This window comes from Roseovarius sp. (assembly GCF_040223625.1).
Taxonomy (GTDB): Bacteria; Pseudomonadota; Alphaproteobacteria; order Rhodobacterales; family Rhodobacteraceae; genus Roseovarius.
This window is the reverse complement of the sequence record NZ_JAVKFX010000006.1, coordinates 1-17,937: the sequence shown is the minus strand read 5'-3', so window position 1 is coordinate 17,937 and position 17,937 is coordinate 1. Positions and strand designations below refer to the sequence as shown.

20 protein-coding genes are annotated in these 17,937 nt (G+C 65.4%); 14 read left to right on the top strand and 6 right to left on the bottom strand.

The window, feature by feature from the left end:
- Positions 1-10: 10 nt before the first annotated feature.
- Together RLN94_RS01645 and RLN94_RS01640 are read left to right on the top strand one after the other, a co-directional pair.
- Positions 11-364: a YigZ family protein gene (locus tag RLN94_RS01645; RefSeq protein ID WP_350131018.1), complete on the top strand. Its 354-nt coding sequence runs from the start codon at positions 11-13 to the stop codon at positions 362-364.
- 70 nt (positions 365-434) lie between these two features.
- Entirely contained in the window at positions 435-698 is a 264-nt protein-coding gene (locus RLN94_RS01640) for a DUF6455 family protein (RefSeq protein WP_350131017.1), read from the top strand.
- 7 nt (positions 699-705) lie between these two features.
- Here RLN94_RS01640 and trhA read toward each other — a convergent pair whose 3' ends face one another.
- The 4 genes from trhA to rimO all read right to left on the bottom strand — a co-directional run bounded on the left by trhA (position 706) and on the right by rimO (position 3,674).
- Positions 706-1,359, bottom strand: a complete 654-nt coding sequence (gene trhA / locus RLN94_RS01635) for a PAQR family membrane homeostasis protein TrhA (protein ID WP_350131016.1) — start codon at positions 1,357-1,359, stop codon at positions 706-708.
- Between the two features lie 172 nt (positions 1,360-1,531).
- Positions 1,532-1,753 carry a hypothetical protein gene (locus tag RLN94_RS01630; protein ID WP_350131015.1) on the bottom strand — a complete coding sequence of 74 codons (222 nt, stop codon included), beginning with the start codon at positions 1,751-1,753 and terminating at the stop codon, positions 1,532-1,534.
- Positions 1,754-1,766: 13 nt separating this feature from the next.
- Complete coding sequence (locus RLN94_RS01625; protein WP_350131014.1) at positions 1,767-2,294, bottom strand: hypothetical protein; 528 nt, start codon at positions 2,292-2,294, stop codon at positions 1,767-1,769.
- Positions 2,295-2,303: 9 nt separating this feature from the next.
- The gene (gene rimO / locus RLN94_RS01620) at positions 2,304-3,674 is read right to left on the bottom strand and encodes a 30S ribosomal protein S12 methylthiotransferase RimO (protein WP_350131013.1); all 1,371 of its coding nucleotides are present in this window, start codon (positions 3,672-3,674) and stop codon (positions 2,304-2,306) included.
- 107 nt (positions 3,675-3,781) lie between these two features.
- Here rimO and RLN94_RS01615 point away from each other — a divergent pair, with 107 nt between their 5' ends.
- Positions 3,782-5,761 (top strand): AsmA family protein, encoded by a 1,980-nt coding sequence (locus RLN94_RS01615; protein ID WP_350131012.1) that lies wholly within the window; start codon positions 3,782-3,784, stop codon positions 5,759-5,761.
- A 27-nt stretch (positions 5,762-5,788) separates the two neighbouring features.
- Positions 5,789-7,207 carry an FAD-binding oxidoreductase gene (locus RLN94_RS01610; protein WP_350131011.1) on the top strand — a complete coding sequence of 473 codons (1,419 nt, stop codon included), beginning with the start codon at positions 5,789-5,791 and terminating at the stop codon, positions 7,205-7,207.
- A 119-nt stretch (positions 7,208-7,326) separates the two neighbouring features.
- Here RLN94_RS01610 and RLN94_RS01605 read toward each other — a convergent pair whose 3' ends face one another.
- Complete coding sequence (locus RLN94_RS01605; RefSeq protein WP_350131010.1) at positions 7,327-7,785, bottom strand: Lrp/AsnC family transcriptional regulator; 459 nt, start codon at positions 7,783-7,785, stop codon at positions 7,327-7,329.
- Between the two features lie 69 nt (positions 7,786-7,854).
- Here RLN94_RS01605 and RLN94_RS01600 point away from each other — a divergent pair, with 69 nt between their 5' ends.
- From RLN94_RS01600 to RLN94_RS01555, 10 genes are all read left to right on the top strand, one after another.
- The gene (locus RLN94_RS01600) at positions 7,855-8,640 is read left to right on the top strand and encodes a phenylalanine 4-monooxygenase (protein ID WP_350131009.1); all 786 of its coding nucleotides are present in this window, start codon (positions 7,855-7,857) and stop codon (positions 8,638-8,640) included.
- A gap of 77 nt (positions 8,641-8,717) precedes the next feature.
- Positions 8,718-9,536: a TerC family protein gene (locus RLN94_RS01595; RefSeq protein ID WP_350131008.1), complete on the top strand. Its 819-nt coding sequence runs from the start codon at positions 8,718-8,720 to the stop codon at positions 9,534-9,536.
- A gap of 115 nt (positions 9,537-9,651) precedes the next feature.
- Positions 9,652-9,867, top strand: coding sequence for a hypothetical protein (locus RLN94_RS01590; protein WP_350131007.1), 216 nt, complete (start codon positions 9,652-9,654; stop codon positions 9,865-9,867).
- Positions 9,868-9,872: 5 nt separating this feature from the next.
- Positions 9,873-10,775, top strand: a complete 903-nt coding sequence (locus RLN94_RS01585) for a 5-bromo-4-chloroindolyl phosphate hydrolysis family protein (protein WP_350131006.1) — start codon at positions 9,873-9,875, stop codon at positions 10,773-10,775.
- 13 nt (positions 10,776-10,788) lie between these two features.
- On the top strand, positions 10,789-11,988 hold the full coding sequence (locus RLN94_RS01580; RefSeq protein WP_350131005.1) for a toxic anion resistance protein: 1,200 nt from the start codon (positions 10,789-10,791) through the stop codon (positions 11,986-11,988).
- A gap of 8 nt (positions 11,989-11,996) precedes the next feature.
- Entirely contained in the window at positions 11,997-12,959 is a 963-nt protein-coding gene (locus tag RLN94_RS01575; protein ID WP_350131004.1) for a DUF2927 domain-containing protein, read from the top strand.
- A gap of 21 nt (positions 12,960-12,980) precedes the next feature.
- Entirely contained in the window at positions 12,981-14,114 is a 1,134-nt protein-coding gene (locus tag RLN94_RS01570; protein ID WP_350131003.1) for an SPFH domain-containing protein, read from the top strand.
- A 50-nt stretch (positions 14,115-14,164) separates the two neighbouring features.
- On the top strand, positions 14,165-15,148 hold the full coding sequence (locus RLN94_RS01565) for an alpha/beta hydrolase family protein (RefSeq protein ID WP_350131002.1): 984 nt from the start codon (positions 14,165-14,167) through the stop codon (positions 15,146-15,148).
- 14 nt (positions 15,149-15,162) lie between these two features.
- A complete protein-coding gene (locus RLN94_RS01560; protein ID WP_350131001.1) occupies positions 15,163-16,302 on the top strand; it encodes a TFIIB-type zinc finger domain-containing protein in 1,140 nt (379 codons plus the stop codon).
- An 11-nt stretch (positions 16,303-16,313) separates the two neighbouring features.
- Positions 16,314-16,988, top strand: a complete 675-nt coding sequence (locus RLN94_RS01555) for a nitroreductase (protein ID WP_350159174.1) — start codon at positions 16,314-16,316, stop codon at positions 16,986-16,988.
- A 15-nt stretch (positions 16,989-17,003) separates the two neighbouring features.
- On the opposite strand, the gene RLN94_RS01550 is transcribed toward RLN94_RS01555, so the two are convergent.
- Positions 17,004-17,558: a hypothetical protein gene (locus RLN94_RS01550; protein WP_350131000.1), complete on the bottom strand. Its 555-nt coding sequence runs from the start codon at positions 17,556-17,558 to the stop codon at positions 17,004-17,006.
- Positions 17,559-17,937 lie beyond the last annotated feature (379 nt).

The window sequence follows — 17,937 nt, the reverse complement described above, 5'->3', positions numbered from 1 at the left end:
GACGCGGGGCATGCAGCAACTGCCGGATGTGGTGCGCGACCGGGGGTCGAAATACGCCGTCTCGGGCGGTGTGGCGGCCAGCCGGGAGGCGGCGGAGGCCTTCCTAGCCGAGCTGAAGCGGGACAAGAAATTCGCCAAGGCCACGCATAATACCTGGGCGGTGATCCTGTCGGACGGGACGCCGCTGAAGGGGGATGACGGCGAATCGGGCGCCGGCAACGTGATCCTGCGGATGCTGGAGCGGGATGGCGTGACCGACCGGATCCTGGTGGTGACGCGCTGGTATGGCGGCAAGCATCTGGGCGGCGACCGGTTCCGGCATGTGCAGACCTGCGTGCGGGCGTGGCTGGAGGCGTTCGGTTGATGCAGGTCAAGGACGGGAGGGTGCGGGGCGGTCTAGCCTTGGTGGCGTATAACGCGACGGGAGAGACGACATGCCCAACCTGACCTACAAGCGTCATGCCGATCTGGTGGACCGGATGGCCAATGCGCTGGGGATCGACCTGGAAGAGAAGATCATGCAGGGCAAGCTGCAGATCGACACGCTGGGGGATGCGGTGCTGCGCTGTACCGGTTGTGCCGATCCCTGTGGCTGCGAGCGGTGGCTGGCGGCGCGGGTCGAGGTGGCGGAGCAGGCGCCGGCGATGTGCCGGAATGCGGAGCTGTTCGACGGGCTGAAGCGGGGGCGGCGGTTCTGAGGCCGGGTCAGAGGGGGATCTGGACGGCGTTGGCCAGGGCGGCGGAGATGCCCATGAAGAAGCAGCCCGTCGCCACCAGCACGAAGGCGTGCCAGATGGCGTTGGAATAGCGCAGCGATTCCCAGCAGTAGAAGATCACCGCGACCGAGTAGATGATGCCGCCGGTGAGGATCAGCCAGAGGCTTTGCGGGGGCAGCAGCGTCCAGAGCGGGACGATGAGGGCGACGCCGATCCAGCCGAGCGCGACCTGGGGCCACCAGCCGGTGCTCATGGCGCCACGGGCCGACATGAGTTTTGCCGCCGCGCCGACGAGGGCCAGCAGCCAGACCATCCCGAGCACGATGTAGCCGAAGGCGGTGCCGAGCAGCACGCTGAGGGGCGTGAAGGTGCCGGCGATCTTGAGGTAGATGGCGGCGTGGTCGATGCGGCGCAGGATCGGGCGGGCGGCGGTATGGGCGCCGAGGTGATAGGCGGCGGAGGCGGTGAGCATCAGGATGAGGCCGGCGGCATAGACCGAGGTGGCGACGAAGGTCGACCACGGCATGTGCTGGTACCACATCCAGAAGATCGTGGCGACGCCGGCCAGCGCGGCGGTGACGCCGATCACGTGGACGATGCCGTCGGCCCAGCGTTCGGCGCGGGTGTAATTGGGATAGGACATGGTCCCGGTACCTCCTGCCCGGTTCTTGGCATCTCTCCACGACATCCTGATGTCGGCATCCGTGCGAAACTGTGGTTTGTTTTCGGCCGGTTTGAAACCGGGGGCGACGCGACGTCATGGGGTAGATCAAGCGCTGTGGTGGCGGAATGGTTCCCTGCGCGCCACGAGTAGTTTAGAAGATCTTTGGATCTTCCATATTTTCACGGCGCCCTATTTCTTCTTCCAAGCCCGCGTCGAGCGAAGCGACCATCAATCTTACGGTGAAGACCCCGCGCAGGTTCAATACACCGAGATCGGTTTCAATATGTGTTTCTTCGCCACGAGCGAATTCATAGCAATTACCGACCATTCTCAATAGAACTGCCCAGTCTACGGCTTGTTCGTGATTGACCACCAACGAACTTCGTTCAGAGAACAGGAAACCTTTCGTTCTTGAAAACAAAACTTGGTACGTGCAGAACTAAGTCTGCCAGATGATCTTTGTCGGAAGGATCTGAAAATTGAATTGTTTCCTTGATTGCCGAGAGTGACTCCTTTGACAGAAGAAGCTCTTCAATTAAGGGGCCCGGTTCTATGTCACCCGAACTCGAAAGTGGACCTGCATTTCGTTTGAGACTAAGCTCCGCTCCTCGTTCGCAAATATGGCTCAGTTCTGTAAGCGCGAGAGGCAACGTGGCTTTTGCAGCTGACAATGCTGCATTTCGAACCTCTTGAGCCACTTGGTTTTGATTTTCAATGTTGGACAAGGCTGCTGTCAGTGCGAGCGTAGAGGCGACGAGCCCGACGATTACTGTAATGCCATAAGTACCGTACTTGACGTAATCACCATCTAAGTCGGACTCTATTATACAAACGAACGCACCCCCAATCACCACTCCGAAAAGAGCTCCGAGACTGGTATTTTGAAGTAGGAACTTCCGAGTTTCTGGCTTCATCCGAATGATCTACCTCAATCGTCCCCACAGATCATATTCTCCCGCCTCGTCGACCTCGACCGTGACGATATCGCCGACGGAAAGGTTCCCGGTGCCCTCGTCGATGAAGAGGCAACCGTCGATTTCGGGGGCGTCGGCCTTGGTGCGGCAGGTGGCGATGCCGTCAGCGTCGATGTCGTCGACGATGACGTCTTGTACAGATCCGACCTTGGCGGCCAGTTTATCCCCGGAAATGGCCTGTGCCTTTTCCATAAACCGCTGCCAGCGCTCTTCCTTGACCGGTTCGGGCACGTGGTCGGGGAGGGCGTTGGAGCGGGCGCCTTCGACGTTTTCGTATTTGAAGCAGCCGACACGGTCGAGACGCGCTTCGTCGAGCCAGTCGAGGAGGGTCTGGAATTCCGCCTCGGTTTCGCCCGGGTAGCCGACGATGAAGGTGGAGCGCAGGGCAATATCGGGGCAGATAGCGCGCCACGCGTTGATTTCATCGAGGGTTTTCGCGGCCGCCGCCGGACGCGCCATGCGTTTGAGCGTGTCGGGATGGGCGTGCTGGAAGGGGATGTCGAGGTAAGGCAGGATACGCCCTTCGGCCATCAGAGGGATCAGGTCGCGCACATGCGGGTAGGGGTAGACGTAGTGCAGCCGGACCCAGGCGCCGAGATCGCCGAGGTCACGGGCGAGGTCGGTGATATGAGCGCGGTGGCCGCCGGTTTCGGCGTGTTTCGTATCGACCCCGTAGGCGGAGGTGTCCTGGCTGATGACGAGGAGTTCGCGCACCCCGTTCTCGACCAGCTTCTCGGCCTCGCGCAGCACGGCGTGGGCCGGGCGGGAGGCGAGGCGGCCGCGCATGTCGGGGATGATGCAGAACTTGCACTTGTGGTTGCAGCCCTCTGATATCTTTAGGTAACTGTAATGCCGGGGTGTGAGTTTCACTCCCGAGGAGGGCAGCAGGTCGACGAAGGGATCGGGGCTGGGCGGGACGGCGGTATGGACCGCGTCGAGCACCTGTTCGTATTGATGCGGCCCGGTCACGGCGAGCACCTTGGGATGGGTGCCGGTGATGTATTCGGGCTCGGCGCCGAGGCAGCCGGTGACGATCACGCGGCCGTTTTCCTGAAGCGCCTCGCCGATGGCCTCGAGGCTTTCGGCCTTGGCGCTGTCGAGAAAGCCGCAGGTGTTGACGATGACCGCGTCGGCCCCGCCGTAATCGGGGGAAATGCCGTAGCCCTCCGCCCGGAGCCGCGTGAGGATCCGTTCGCTGTCGACCAGCGCCTTGGGGCAGCCGAGGGAGACCATGCCGATGACCGGCTGGCCCGGGCGGCTTGCCTCGGAAATGGTGGAGCGCGCGAGATCGGGGCGCAGGTCGGGGGGGTTGGTGCTCATGTGGCGCGATATAGTGGCTCGCGCCCCCCTGCGAAAGTGAAAACGAGGTTGTTGCGCGGGGCGGCGGGGCCTAACCTTGCGGGAAAAGACGCGGAGGGGTGAGCGGTATGCGTTGGATCGTGCGGGCCTTCGGGCTGTTGCTGCTGGCGGTGGTGCTGGTGGCCGGGGTTTTCCTGCTTCTGCCGGGCGAGAAGATCGCCAAGGTCGCGGCGAGCCAGTTGTCGAGCTGGACCGGCCGCGAGGTGACGATGAGCGGGGAGACGACGCTGAGCTTCTATCCGATCCTCGGCGTCAGTACCGGGGCGGTCACGGTGGCCAATGCCGAGTGGAGCGACGGCGCGCCGATCTTTCGCGCCGAGAGCCTGAAGATCGGGGTGGAGCCGCAGGTTCTTTGGGGCGGCGATATCCGGATCACCGGGCTGGAGGCGGTGGGGCCGGTCATCAACCTCGAGAAGGCCGCCGACGGGCGGGTGAACTGGGAACTGAATGTCGAGGGCGTGGCGCCCTCGGGGCAGGCGGGCGAGGACGCGGCGCCGAGTGGGGGCGAGCGGATGGCGCGGTCGGACCGGCTGGCGCTGACGCTGGACCGGGCGTTGGTGCAGGACGCGACGTTTCTTTACACCGATCACGGTACCGGCGAGCGGACCGAGATGCGCGGCATGGCGTTCGATTTCCGCTGGCCGGAATACGAGGGGCGGGCAACCTTCGACATGACGCTGCGGCCGGCCGGGGAGGCGGTGCGGATCGAGGGCTATCTCGACCGGGTGGGCGAGTTCATCGACGGCGCGGTGAGCGACGTGAAGGCGACGGTGAGCACGAAGGGGGGCGAGGCCACGTTCCTTGGCCGGGCGAGTGCCGCGCCGGAGGTGCAGGGCCGGGTGACGGCGGCGGTGTCGGATACGCGCGCCTTCATGGCGGCGCTGGGCGGGCCTGCGGCGGATATTCCGGCCGGGCTGGGGCGGAGTATCAATGGCGAGACGCTGGTGACCTACAGCGCCGATCAGCGGCTGTCGCTGCGCGAGGTGGCGCTGCAGCTTGACGGCAACCGGATCGGCGGGGCGGCGGATGTGGATCTGGGCGGCGAGCGGCCGGTGGTGTCGGCGCAGATCAATGCGGGCGCGCTGGACCTGACGGGGATGGAGAGCGAGAGCGGCGGCGAGGCGAGCGCGGGGCGCGCGTCGGTGGCGGCGGAGAAGGGATGGTCGACCGAGCCGATCGACGCCTCGGCGCTGGGCCTGGCGAATGCGGAGGTGGCGCTGACCGCCGAAAGCGTCGACCTCGGCGATCTGAAGGTTGGCACGGTGCGGTCGATGATCACGCTGGACCGGTCGCGGCTGGTGTTCGATCTGCGTGAAGTTCGGGCGTATAACGCGTTGATTGCCGGGAATTTCGTGGTCAACAACCGCTCGGGCCTGTCGGTGGGCGGCGACCTGAAGGCGGCGGGGATCGACATGGAGCGTTTCCTGACCGATGCGGCCGGGATCACGCGGTTTTCCGGCGAGGCGGATGCCAGCCTGAGCTTCCTTGGCGTGGGCAACACGGAGCAGGCGATCATGAGTTCGCTGAGCGGTGAGGGCGCAATTCAGACCGGGCGCGGTGTGATCAAGGGTTTCGACCTCGACAAGCTGATGCGGTCGGGCGTGGCGACGGGCGGCACGACGATCTTCGACACGATGGGGGCGACGTTCAGGATGGAGAACGGGGTGGCGCGGAACGACGACCTGTTGCTGCAACTGCCGCTGGCGAAGGCCGAGGGGGAAGGCATGATCGCGCTGGGTCAGCGGCGGATCGATTACCTGTTCACGCCGGTTCTGCTGGAGGGGGAGAGCACCAAGGGGCTGGCCATTCCGGTGCGGATCCGGGGGTCGTGGGACGATCCGGAGATCGTGCCGGACCTCGAGGCCGCGATCGACCGAAACTTCCGGGAGGAGCGGAAGGAGCTGGAGGAGAAGGCCGAGGAGGAGGTGCGGCGCGCGGTCGAGAAGGAGCTGGGCGTGAAGGTGGAAGAGGACGAGTCGGTCGAGGATGCGCTGAAGCGGAAGCTGGAGGAGGAGGCCACGAAGGGGCTTCTGAAGCTCTTCGAGTGATGCAGGATCGGCGCGCAAGGGGTTGAGATGGTTTTGAATTCGGTTGACGAGGCCTTTGTCGGGCGGCTGCGGGAGGTGCTGCCGGAGGCGGCGTTTCGCGAGGTGACGCCCGCCTACCTGGAGGAGCCGCGCGGGCGCTGGGCCGGTCAGGCGGGCGTGCTGGTGGCGCCGGATTGCGTGGAGGATGTGGCGGCCTGTGTGAAGGCGGCGGCGGCGGCAAGGGTGCCGGTGGTGCCTTATGGCGGCGGCACGGGGCTGGTCGGCGGGCAGATCGTGGCGGAGGGGCCGGCGCCGATGCTGCTGAGCCTCGAGCGGATGCGAAAGGTGCGGGGCGTCTGGCCCGAGGAGAACGCGATGGAGGTCGAGGCGGGCGCGATCCTCTCGGATATCCACGCGGCGGCCGAGGCAGTGGACCGGCTGTTTCCATTGTCGATCGCCGCCAAGGGGAGCGCGCGGATCGGCGGGATGCTGGCCACCAATGCGGGCGGGGTGAACGTGCTGCGCTATGGCAATGCGCGGGCGCTGTGCCTCGGGCTCGAGGCGGTGCTGCCGGACGGGCAGGTCTGGCACGGGCTGCGGCGGCTGCGGAAGGACAACATGGGGTATGACCTGCGCGACCTGCTGATCGGCTCGGAAGGGACGCTGGGGGTGATCACGGCGGCGACGCTGGTGCTGCACCCGAAGCCCGCGGGCGAGGGGACGGCGCTTATGGCGGTGCCGGGGCCCGGCGAGGCGCTTTCGCTGCTGGCGCTGGCGCGGGAGCACATGGCGGAGGGGGTGTCGGCCTTCGAGCTGATGCACCGGGCGGGGCTGGAATTCCTGGCCGAGACGATGCCGGATGTGCGGTTGCCGTTCGACGACGCGCCGGAGTGGCTGGTGCTGATCGATATCGGGCTGGCCAAGGGGCTGGAGCCGGCGGAGGCGCTGGAGCGGCTCTTTGCCGAGGCGTTCGAGGCGGGGCTGGTGAGCGACGGCATGGTCGCCCAGTCGGAGGCGCAGCGGGCCGCGTTCTGGGAGGTGCGGGAGACGATCCCCGAGGCCAACCGGCGGATCGGGTCGGTGAGTTCGCACGACATTTCCGTGCCGCTGGGCGCGCTGCCGGAGTTCATGGCGCGGGGGAACGAGGCGATGGCGGCGTTGGGGGCGTTCCGGGTCAACTGTTTCGGGCATGTGGGCGACGGGAACCTGCACTACAACGTCTTCCCGCCGAAGGGGGAGCGCAAGGAGGCCTTCACCGGGCAGCGGGACGAGATCAAGCGGGTGGTGCATGACCTCGTGCATGAACTGGGCGGGTCGGTGAGTGCCGAGCACGGGGTCGGGCGGCTGAAGGTGGATGATTTGGAGCGCTATGGCGATCCGGCGAAGCTGTCGGCGATGCGGGCGATCAAGCGCGCGCTGGACCCGGAGGGCATCATGAACCCGGGGGCCGTGCTGCGGGCGGATTAGGGGGCGCTGCCCCCCGCATTGAAATCAGGAGATTTCAACGCTCCCCCCGGGATATTTCCGGCCAGAAGAAGCCGGGCGTTGGCTCTTTCATTGTTCTGAAAATACTCAAAATCCGACGGTCAGACCGGGAGCGACGTTGTCCGTTTGAGCGCCTTCAGGGAGAAGCTGGAATGGACGGCGCGGACCACGTCGCTGCGCAGGAGGGCGTTGGTCATGAAATGCTCGTAGCTTTCGACGTCGGCGGTGTGGATCTTCAGCATGTAGTCGGCGCTGCCGGTGATGGCGTGGCATTCGAGGATTTCGAGGTGCCGGTCGATCAGTCGGGAGAAGGCGGCGAGCGAGGCCTCGGAATGGTCCTGCAGCGAGACGGTGGCGAAGACGCAGAGCTTGGCCCCGACCTTGGCGGGATCGAGGATCGCCACGCGGGCGGTGACGATGCCGGCGGCGTCGAACTCCTGCAGCTTGCGCCAGAGGGTGCTTTGGGCCATGCCGACGCGGTCGGCCAGCGTGGCGAGGGAGGCGGCGCTATCCTGCTGGATTTCCCTAAGAAGGGCTGTTTCCTGATCGGAAAATTTCATGGAAATCGGGGGGTGTTCGGGAAAACCCTTCAGGCGGGGCGTGGTAGGATGATGGAAAGGAGAGAGACCATGGACACGGACACCACCTATACGTCGAAAACGCCGGATGCGGAGGGGTTTTACAGCTATTCGCCGGAGGAGGATGCCGTCTGGGGCGAGCTGTTCGAGGCGCAGATGGCGTATTTGCGGGACAAGGCGACGCCGGAATATTTCGAGGGGGTCGAGCTGCTGGGGCTGAAGGCCGGGAAGGTGCCGCAGGTCAAGGAGATCGACGCGCGGCTGGCGGAGCTGACCGGCGCGGGTGTCGAGGGCGTGCCGGCGATCATTCCGCCGAGCCGGTTCTTCGACCTGCTGAGCCAGCGGAAGTTCCCGGTGGCGACCTTCCTGCGGCGGCGGGAGCAGATGGCGTATATCGAGGAGCCGGACCTGTTTCACGAGGTGTTCGGCCATTGCCCGCTGCTGACCAACCCCGATTACGTGGCCTTCATCGAGGGTGTGGGGAAGAAGGCGAAGGCGCTGGGCAAGGGCTATAGCTGGCACCTGTTCCGGCTGTTCTGGTTCACCGTGGAGTTCGGGATGATCCGTCATGGGGACGGGTACCGGGCGTTCGGCGCCGGGATCGTGTCGTCGCCGGCGGAGGCCGCCCATGCCAAGGGCGGGCAGGCGGTGATCGAGCCGTTCGATCTGCACCGGGTGCTGCGGATGCCCTACCGGATCGACATCGTGCAGCCGGTCTATTTCGCCATCGACGATTTCGCGCAGCTTGCCGCGACGCTGGAGGAAGACTGGCAGGCGGCGATCGACGCGGCGCGGGAGCAGGGCGACCTGCCGGCGCCGTTCGACAAGGCGGCCTGAGCGAGGTTTCGTTTCCTATACCGGCCCGTCTCGGCTAAGCCCCTTCGTGTGATTTTCAAACGCGAGGGGCTTTTCCCATGGCCGATCTTCTGACCATCGAAAACCTTGGCAACCTGCTGATGCTGTGTTTTTTGCAGGCGGTGCTGGGCTTTGACAACCTTCTCTACATCTCGATCGAATCCCAGCGGGCGCCGGTGGCGCAGCAGAAATCGGTGCGGTACTGGGGGATCATCATTGCCGTGGCGCTTCGGGTGATCTTGCTGTTCGTGATGATCGAGCTGATCGATGCGCTGGCCGAGCCGTTCTACGTGTTCGACTGGGAGGGGGTGCTGACCGGCGGCGTGAATTTCGCGACCTGCGTGTTCATCATCGGCGGGATTTTCATCATCTACACGGCGGTGAAGGAGATCGGCCACATGCTGACGATCGAGCATCTGGACACGGACATGAGCGACAAGCCGGGCAAGTCGGCGGCGCAGGTGGTGATCATGATCGTGATGATGAACCTGATCTTTTCCTTCGACTCGGTGCTGTCGGCGCTGGCGATCACGGATGTGTTCCTCGTGCTGGCGACGGCGATCATCCTGTCGGGGCTGGCGATGCTGCTGCTGGCGGACGGGGTGACGCGGTTCCTGGAGAAGAACCGGATGTACGAGGTGCTGGGCCTCTTCATCCTGCTGATCGTCGGTGTGGTCCTGCTGGGCGAGGCGGGGCAGGCGGCGGCGCATGCGGTGCATGACGAGGCGCTGGCGCTTCGGTTCTTCGGCTACGAGGTGGTGCCGATGTCGAAGACGACCTTCTACTTCTCGGTCATCGTGCTGGTGGCGGTAGAGGTGATCCAGTCGGGCTATACGCGCAAGCTGAACGCGCAGCGGCGGACGGCCTCGCGCCACTGAAGCGGTTATCGGGTCGTGACAGGGTGTTAAGGCGATGTTTACCCTAGCAACGCCTGACGCCATGACCTAAGTTTCGGGGGAGTGAAGAGCCACCGACAGCGGGAGATGGCCCGGCATGGCGCGCCTGTTAATGCTCGTTATCCTGGCACTGGCGCTGATTGCGCTGGCCGGTTTCGCCGTGTCCGCCTTGACCCGGGCCACGCGCGAGGCCCGGTCGCTGGGCCAGGAGATCGCGCTGACGACAAGGGGAACGAGTGTGCAGAAAATCGCCTATGCGGCCCTGTTCATCCTGATGCTCGGTGTCACGAGCGGCCTGCTTGGAGGGCTGTGAGCGGCATGGCAAGGAAATTCGGCGGCAAATACAGCCCGGACGGACGCGATGTGCAGGGGCCGGACGAGACCGACGCGGTTCTGTATCGCGGGGCAAGGGTCGACCCGGCGGGGGCGCGGGCGAACCTGATGTTCCTGCCCGCGGCGGTGGTGCTGTTCACCTCGATCACCGCAGGCGCGACCGGGCTGGCGCTGGGCGCGGTGGCGGCCGGGGTGCTGACGCTGTCGGCGTGGATGCTGCGCAACGGGCTGAGGGCCGAGGCCGCGTATAATGCGAGGAAGGTGGCGCGGAGCCCCGGCATTCCGCGCAAGCTGTTCTCGTCGGTGCTGGCGGGGCTGGGGATCGCGATTGCCGCCTACAAGGCCGAGCCGGGCATGGTGGCGCCGATCATCTTCGGCGTGGTGACCACGGGCCTGCATGTGTTTTCCTTCGGGGTCGACCCGATGAAGAACAAGGGCATGGAGGGGGTCGACCAGTTCCAGACCGACCGGGTGGCGCGGGCCGTGGACAAGGCCGAGGCGTATCTGAAGGAGATGATGGACGCCGTGCAGCGCGCCGGCGACCGGCAGGCCGAGGGCCGGGTGGAGCGGTTCCAGGTGAGCGTGCGGGAGATGCTGCGCACCATCGAGAACGACCCGCGGGACCTGACCGGGGCGCGCAAGTACCTGACCGTGTACCTGATGGGCGCGAAGGACGCGACGGTGAAGTTCGCCGATGTCTATGCGCGGTCCCGCGATGCCAAGGCGCGGGAGGATTATTTCGGTCTGCTGACCGATCTTGAACAGAATTTCAACGCCAAGACCCGGGCGCTTCTGAGCGACGATTCCGCCGATCTGGAGATCGAGATCGAGGTGCTGCGCGACCGGCTTGAACGCGAGGGCATTCGCCCGGCCAACCCCAACGGATAAGGACCCGAACGTCATGTCTGAAAACAGCCGTCAGAAAGCCGAGGCCTCGCTGGCCGAAGTCGAGGAAGTGAGCCGCGTGATCCTCCCGGAACCGACGGAGGCGAATGCCATCGTGCCGCTGGAGAAGGCGGACCCGGCGCAGGGGGCCGAGATCCGCAAGCGGATGGACGAGATCGACATGAGCGACACGAATTCGATCGTGTCCTTCGGCTCGGGCGCGCAGGCGGAGTTGCAGGAAATTTCGCAATCCATGCTGTCGGGCGTGCGCAACAAGGATGTGGGCCCGGCGGGCGACAGCCTGCGGAATATCGTGACGACGATCCGGGGCTTCTCGGTCTCGGAGCTGGATGTGCGGCGCGAGCGGACGTGGTGGGAGAAGCTTCTGGGCCGAGCCGCGCCCTTTGCCAAGTTCACCGCGCGGTTCGAGGATGTGCAGGGGCAGATCGACCGGATCACCGACGATCTGCTGGAGCATGAGCATGTGCTGCTGAAGGATATCAAGTCGCTCGATCTGCTCTATGACAAGACGCTGACCTTCTATGACGAGCTGGCGCTGTATATCGCGGCGGGCGAGGAGAAGCTGAAGGAGCTGGACGAGCAGGTGATCCCGGCGAAGGACAAGGAAGTGCAGGCCGCGCCGGAGGACCAGCAGGTGATGAAGGCGCAGGAGCTGCGCGACCTGCGGGCGGCGAGGGACGACCTCGAGCGCCGGGTGCATGACCTGAAGCTGACGCGGCAGGTGACGATGCAGTCGCTGCCGTCGATCCGGCTGGTGCAGGAGAACGACAAGAGCCTTGTGACCAAGATCAACTCGACGCTGGTGAACACCGTGCCGCTGTGGGAGACGCAGCTGGCGCAGGCGGTGACGATGCAGCGCTCGGCCGAGGCGGCGGCGGCGGTTCGGGATGCCAATGACCTGACCAACGACCTGTTGACCGCCAATGCCGAGAACCTGCGCGAGAGCAACAAGATGATCCGGCAGGAGATGGAGCGCGGCGTGTTCGATATCGAGGCGGTGAAGAAGGCCAATGCCGACCTGATCGGGACGATCGAGGAAAGCCTGCAGATCGCCGACGAGGGCAAGGCGAAACGGGCCGCCGCCGAAGAGGATCTGAAGAAGATGGAAAAGGATTTGCGCGACACGCTGGCATCGGCCAAGTCACGCCGCGACGGTGTGGGCGACAATGCCGGCACCGCCGTGCCCAGGACCTGAGGCGTCAGTTGGACAGACCAGTTGGCATAGGGCGGCTCCGGCCGCTGTGGATCGGTGCGCTTGCGGGCGCGGTTCTGCTGGCGTCCTGTGATACGCCGCAGGAGCCGGCCAGCAAGCCGCATGCCCGGCCCGACGGGCTGGTGACCGAGAAACCCTACGAGCCCTCGGCCGAAAGCGCGGCGCTGAGCCGGTATTACACCCGGCTGCAGTCGCAATTGCTGACGCAGGGCCTGCTGCGGACGGGCGGGGGCGGGGTGGACACGCCCTATACCGAGCGGGACGTCTCGCGCAATTTCGAGCGTATCGCGTTCTACAACGAGTATACGCCGGGTGGGGGGCTCGAGGAATCGAAGGACGGGCCGGACGTTCTGCGCAAGTGGGTCAAGCCGGTCCGGATGACGATCGAGTACGGCAAGACGGTTCCGGAAGAGATCAAGGAAGGCGACACCGCCGCCATCAGGGGCTATGCCGCGCGGCTGTCGCGGGTCACGGGGCATGATATCGCGCTGGATGACGGGGCACCGAATTTCCACGTGATCATCGCCTCGGAGGATGACCGGCAGGATACGGTGGCGCGGGTGCTGGAGCTGGCGCCGACGATCGGGGCGGCCTCGCGGGACATCTTCGAGAACCCGCCGCGCAAGTTCTACTGTTTCGTGATGACGTTCGGGCGTCCCGGCGCGCTGCATACCTTCGACAAGGCGATCGTGCTGATCCGCAGCGAACAGCCGGACCTGATGCGCCGGTCCTGCATCCACGAGGAGCTGGCGCAGGGGCTGGGGCTTGGCAATGACAGCTCGACCGCGCGCCCGTCGATCTTCAACGACGACAATGAATTCGCCTTCCTGACAACGCATGATGAAGAATTGCTGCGGCTGTTGTATCATCCGACCCTGACACCGGGGATGACGCTGGATCAGGCCCGCCCGCTGATCAGCCGGATACTGGACGGGGACCCGGGGCAGATTTGATTTTTTGAGGAGACCTGAGACATGGGCATTTTCGATTTCCTGACGGGCGAGTTCATCGACGTCATTCACTGGGTCGACGATACGCGCGACACGATGGTCTGGCGGTTCGAACGCGAGGGGCACGAGATCAAGTACGGCGCCAAGCTGACGGTGCGGGAGGGGCAGGCGGCGGTGTTCGTGCATGAAGGCCAGCTGGCGGACGTGTTCACGCCGGGGCTCTACATGCTCGAGACCAACAACATGCCGATCATGACGACGCTGCAGCACTGGGATCACGGGTTCCAGTCGCCGTTCAAGTCGGAGATCTATTTCGTCAATACGACAAGGTTCAACGACCTGAAATGGGGGACGAAGAACCCGATCATGCTGCGCGATCCGGAGTTCGGGCCGACGCGGATCAGGGCGTTCGGGACCTATTCAGTCAGGGTGAGCGACCCGGCGAAGTTCCTGACAGAGATCGTGGGCACCGATGGTGAATTCACGATGGACGAGATCAGCTTCCAGATCCGCAACATCATCGTGCAGAGTTTCAGCCGGATCATTGCCGGGAGCGGTATTCCGGTGCTGGACATGGCGGCGAACACGGCCGACCTGGGCAAGCTGATCGCGTCGGAAATCTCGGCCGTGGTGGCGGAGTACGGGCTGATCATTCCGGAGTTCTATATCGAGAACATTTCCCTCCCCCCCGCGGTGGAGGAGGCGCTGGACAAGCGCACCTCGATGGGTCTGGCGGGCGATCTGGGCAAGTTCACCCAGTACTCGGCGGCCGAGGCGATGACGGCCGCGGCGAAGAACCCCAGCGGGGGCGCCGGGATCGGGGCCGGGCTTGGCATGGGAATGGGCATGGCGATGGCGCAGCAGCTTTCCGGCAATAACGGGCCGTGGGGGAATAACGGGCAAGGCCAGCAAGCGCAGGCGCCGGCTGCCGCGCCGCCGCCCCCGCCGCCGGTCGAGCATGTCTGGCACATCGCCGAGAACGGGCAGACGCATGGGCCGTATTCCAAGGCCGCAATGGGGCGGATGGCCAGCGAGAACAAGCTGACCCGCGAGAGCCTTGTCTGGACCGCAGGCCAGGATGGCTGGCTCAAGGCCGGGGAGGTGCAGGAGCTGGCGCAGTTGTTCACCATCCTGCCGCCGCCCCCGCCGGGGGCGTGATGGGGCCAAGCGCCGGGTGTCGCCGGTTCCTGCTTCCAGGTCTTGGCCTTGTGGCCGGGATTGTGCCCGCCGTGGCCGTGGCCGGCGCCGGGGTTGAGCATCTGGAGGTGCCGGTGGCCCATCGCGAGGCCGCGGTGGCGATCACCCTGTTCTATCCTGCCGGTGATGTCGAAACGGAGGCCGTGGGCGGAACCGCCGTGTTCACTCCGGTCGACGCGGCGCCGGGTGCCGTTGCTCTGGAGGGACAGCATCCGCTGGTGCTTTTGTCGCATGGCGGAATGCGCTCTGCGCCCGGGGGTGGCGATTGGCTAGCCATCCGGCTGGTGAATGAGGGGTACGCCGTGGCCGTGGTGCGCGGCCCGGCGCTTGGTCCTGCGGATGCGGCACGGGCGCCGGCGGAGCTGTGGCAGCGGCCGAAGGACATGTCGGCGGTGCTGGACGTTCTTGCGGATGATCCGCGCGTCGACACGGGCCGGGTGGGCGCCGTGGGCATTTTCCTTGGCGGCACCGCCGTGCTGCAACTGGCCGGGGCGCGGCTTTCGGCCGGGGCCGTGGCGGCTGCCTGTGACGCACCGGGGCAGAGCATGGATTGCGGGTGGTTCGATGCGGCCGGCGTGTCGTTGCACGATGTGGCGACCGGCCCGCTCGAGGGGCCGTTGCAGGAGGGCCGGGTGGCGTCGGTGGTCGCCATCGATCCGGAATTCGCCGCCGCGTTCGAGACGACGTCCTTTGCCGACCTGTCGGGGACTTCGCATTTGCTCAACCTCGGTGGGGCGGAGGATGTGCCGGCGGCACTGGATGCCGCGCATCTGGCCGGGGCGATGGCCCATGCGCGGGTCGACGGGGCGGACCGGTTCGATGCCTTCCCCGAATGTACCGAGCGTGGGCCGGCCATTCTGGCGGAGGAAACGGGGGACGACCGGCTGTGCACCGGTCTGGAAGAACACGATCGGGCGGAAATTCACGATCGGATCGCCGAAGAGGTGGCGCGCAGGCTGGGCTCGGGTATGCTCGGCGCCGATATCACGCAGTAATTCAGGGTTTGCCCATGGTCGACACTCCGCCCCCCGCGCCCGACACCCAAGTCGACGCCACGCCGCCCGCCCCGGAAGAGCACCGCTTTCCCTGTGACCAGTGCGGGGCGGATTACCGGTTCGACCCGGACAGGGGGGAGCTTGTCTGTGACCATTGCGGCCACGTGGAGGAGATCGCGCAGGCGGGGCCGTGGCAGTCGACCATCCGCGAGCTGGATTTCCAGTCGGCGCTGGCCGGAGAACTGGGCGACGAGGAGATCGAGGAGACGCGGGTTCTGGAATGCCCGAGCTGCGGGGCGCGGGTGGAGTTCGACGATGCCACACATTCCAAGGAATGCCCGTTCTGCGCCACGCCCGTGGTCACCGGCACCGGCACGCACCGGCATATCAAGCCCAAGGGGGTGCTGCCCTTCGCGCTGGACGAGCGGGCGGCGCGCCAGGCGATGACCGAGTGGCTGGGCCGGCTGTGGTTCGCGCCGGGGGGCCTGCAGGAGTATGCCCGCAAGGGGCGGAAGATGCAGGGGATCTACGTGCCCTACTGGACCTTCGATGCCGATACCAAGTCGAGCTATCGGGGCGAGCGGGGCACGGTCTATTACGAGACCAAGACGGTGACCCGGAACGGCAAGCGCGAGCAGGTCAGGGTGCAGAAGGTGCGCTGGCGCTCGGTGTCGGGGCGGGTGGCGCGGTTCTTCGACGACGTGCTGGTGCTGGCCTCGCGGACGCTGCCCAAGCGGTACACCGATGCGCTGGAGCCGTGGGACCTGTCGGCGATGGAGCCCTACCGGCCGGAATTCCTGGCCGGGTTCCGGGCCGAGGGCTATCAGGTGGAGCTGGAAGAGGGGTTCGTCGAGGCGCGGGCGCATATGGACAACGTGATCGCCCGCGACGTGCGGTTCGACATCGGCGGCGACCGGCAGAGGATTCATGACATCGACACCGCGATCAGCGACGTGACCTTCAAGCACGTGCTGCTGCCGGTGTGGCTGGCGGCCTACAAGTACCGGGGCGAGACCTATCGCTTCGTCGTCAACGGGCGCACCGGCCGGGTGCAGGGCGAGCGGCCGTGGTCGGCGTGGAAGATCGCCGTGGCGGTGGTGCTGGGGCTGATCGTGGCGGGCGGCGTGGGCTACCTGATTTCGCAGAACAGTTGAAGGAGGCCCGGGTGCCGGAGGATTTCGACGCGCTCAATCGCGTGATGGACGGGCGTTACAGTTGCCGGGGGTTCCGGCCCGAGCCGGTGCCGGAGGAGGTGACCCGCCGGATCGTGGAGACGGCGGGCAAGGCCGCCTCGTGGTGCAACGCCCAGCCGTGGCGGGTGCTTGTGACGCAAGGGGACGAGACGGAGCGGTTTCGGTCGGCCTTGCTGGAGGAGGTGGCCGGTGGCAAGCCGGGGCCGGATCTCGCTTGGCCCGAGGACTATCCGGGGGTTTACGGCGAGCGGCGGCGGACCTGTGGCTACCAGCTTTACAGTGCCGTGGGGATCGACCGGAAGGACCGGGCGGCACGGGCCGAGCAGGCGATGCGGAATTTCCACCTGTTCGACGCGCCGCACGTGGCGATCGTGCATTCGGAGGCGAAGCTGGGGGCCTATGGCGCGCATGATTGCGGGGAGTTCGTGCTGGGCTTCATGCTGGCCGCGACGGCGCAGGGGGTGGCGACGGTGGCGCAGGCCTCGGTCGCGGGCTATGCCGATTTCATCCGGGGGCATTTCGGGCTGGACGAGAGCCGGATGGTGCTGTGCGCGATTTCCTTCGGGTACGAGGATCCGGATCACCCGGCCAACGCGTTCCGGACGGAGCGGGCGAAGGTGCGGGAGCTGCTTGATTTGCGGGGGTGAGGAGTGCGGGGCCTGCTAGTTGATCCGTTCCTCGGCCAGATAACTCCTCACATCCCGGATCATCAGAAGGAACTGATGTGTGTAAAGCTCCGGGAAGGCGACGTTCCGGTCCAGAATGTTCCGCGCATAGGTGAAGGCGAGTGAGAAGATCGGCGCCTGAAGGGTGCCGCTGCGCAAACCGATGTCGTGATAATAGGGATGAATCGGATCCTGTTCTTCAAGGATCGCCCATTCGAGGTCAGGGTGCCTCAGAATGGCGGTTTCGCCGATGTATGTGCCTGTGTCCAAGCAAACTTCGGCCCATTCGAACGAAATGTGATCGTGTAGCGCGTGTGGTTCCAATCCTTCTGAAACAAACGCGTTGAGATCCATGAGCGATTGATCGGAATGATCGAGTACAACACTGTATTTGCCAACCAACGCCGCCAGCTTTCGAAGCCTTTCCTCTTTCTGGTGAATGAGCAGGTCTAGTCCCGCGCGGACAGCAGCGAGGTCACCCCCCGAAGCTGTGGGCCCGGTCACAAATGTTTCCAGCGGGTAGTAATCGTTTTTCCAGTCGATGCTTTTCATGGCAATCGCGGTGGTTCCCCTGCGACGATTGGAGCAGGGGCGCTGCCGTGCGTCAATGCCCTGATGCTACTGTTCTCAAGGATAGAGGGAAGGTGGGTCTTCAAAGTTTACGACCAGCCGGGCAGGGCCCGACCGCGGGTGGGCGCACCGACGGGTGTTTTGGTTGATTTATGGTGCAACCCACATCCGACGATGGCACTGCATGGTGTCGGTGCAGAAGCGCCCGCCCGGGGGCGGTCGGGCGCTGCCTATCGTGAATTGCGTTGCAATTCACTTGCGGCAGGCGATTGCAAGCAATCGCCGATAGCCCGGCGGGGGGGGCCCGGGGGGCCCGGGGTTTGGGGGGGGACCGGGGGGGGGGCCGGCGGGAAAAAAAAAC

What these genes read in the sequence shown, in the direction of transcription:
- RLN94_RS01580 (WP_350131005.1), top strand. Translation starts at nt 10,789, where the DNA reads ATGTCTGAAAACAGCCGTCAGAAAGCCGAGGCCTCGCTGGCCGAAGTC.
- RLN94_RS01610 (WP_350131011.1), top strand. Translation starts at nt 5,789, where the DNA reads ATGGTTTTGAATTCGGTTGACGAGGCCTTTGTCGGGCGGCTGCGGGAG.
- RLN94_RS01595 (WP_350131008.1), top strand. Translation starts at nt 8,718, where the DNA reads ATGGCCGATCTTCTGACCATCGAAAACCTTGGCAACCTGCTGATGCTG.
- RLN94_RS01585 (WP_350131006.1), top strand. Translation starts at nt 9,873, where the DNA reads ATGGCAAGGAAATTCGGCGGCAAATACAGCCCGGACGGACGCGATGTG.
- RLN94_RS01625 (WP_350131014.1), bottom strand. Translation starts at nt 2,294, where the DNA reads ATGAAGCCAGAAACTCGGAAGTTCCTACTTCAAAATACCAGTCTCGGA.
- RLN94_RS01600 (WP_350131009.1), top strand. Translation starts at nt 7,855, where the DNA reads ATGGACACGGACACCACCTATACGTCGAAAACGCCGGATGCGGAGGGG.
- RLN94_RS01560 (WP_350131001.1), top strand. Translation starts at nt 15,163, where the DNA reads ATGGTCGACACTCCGCCCCCCGCGCCCGACACCCAAGTCGACGCCACG.
- RLN94_RS01640 (WP_350131017.1), top strand. Translation starts at nt 435, where the DNA reads ATGCCCAACCTGACCTACAAGCGTCATGCCGATCTGGTGGACCGGATG.
- RLN94_RS01645 (WP_350131018.1), top strand. Translation starts at nt 11, where the DNA reads ATGCAGCAACTGCCGGATGTGGTGCGCGACCGGGGGTCGAAATACGCC.
- RLN94_RS01605 (WP_350131010.1), bottom strand. Translation starts at nt 7,785, where the DNA reads ATGAAATTTTCCGATCAGGAAACAGCCCTTCTTAGGGAAATCCAGCAG.
- rimO (WP_350131013.1), bottom strand. Translation starts at nt 3,674, where the DNA reads ATGAGCACCAACCCCCCCGACCTGCGCCCCGATCTCGCGCGCTCCACC.
- trhA (WP_350131016.1), bottom strand. Translation starts at nt 1,359, where the DNA reads ATGTCCTATCCCAATTACACCCGCGCCGAACGCTGGGCCGACGGCATC.
- RLN94_RS01550 (WP_350131000.1), bottom strand. Translation starts at nt 17,558, where the DNA reads ATGAAAAGCATCGACTGGAAAAACGATTACTACCCGCTGGAAACATTT.
- RLN94_RS01570 (WP_350131003.1), top strand. Translation starts at nt 12,981, where the DNA reads ATGGGCATTTTCGATTTCCTGACGGGCGAGTTCATCGACGTCATTCAC.
- RLN94_RS01615 (WP_350131012.1), top strand. Translation starts at nt 3,782, where the DNA reads ATGCGTTGGATCGTGCGGGCCTTCGGGCTGTTGCTGCTGGCGGTGGTG.
- RLN94_RS01590 (WP_350131007.1), top strand. Translation starts at nt 9,652, where the DNA reads ATGGCGCGCCTGTTAATGCTCGTTATCCTGGCACTGGCGCTGATTGCG.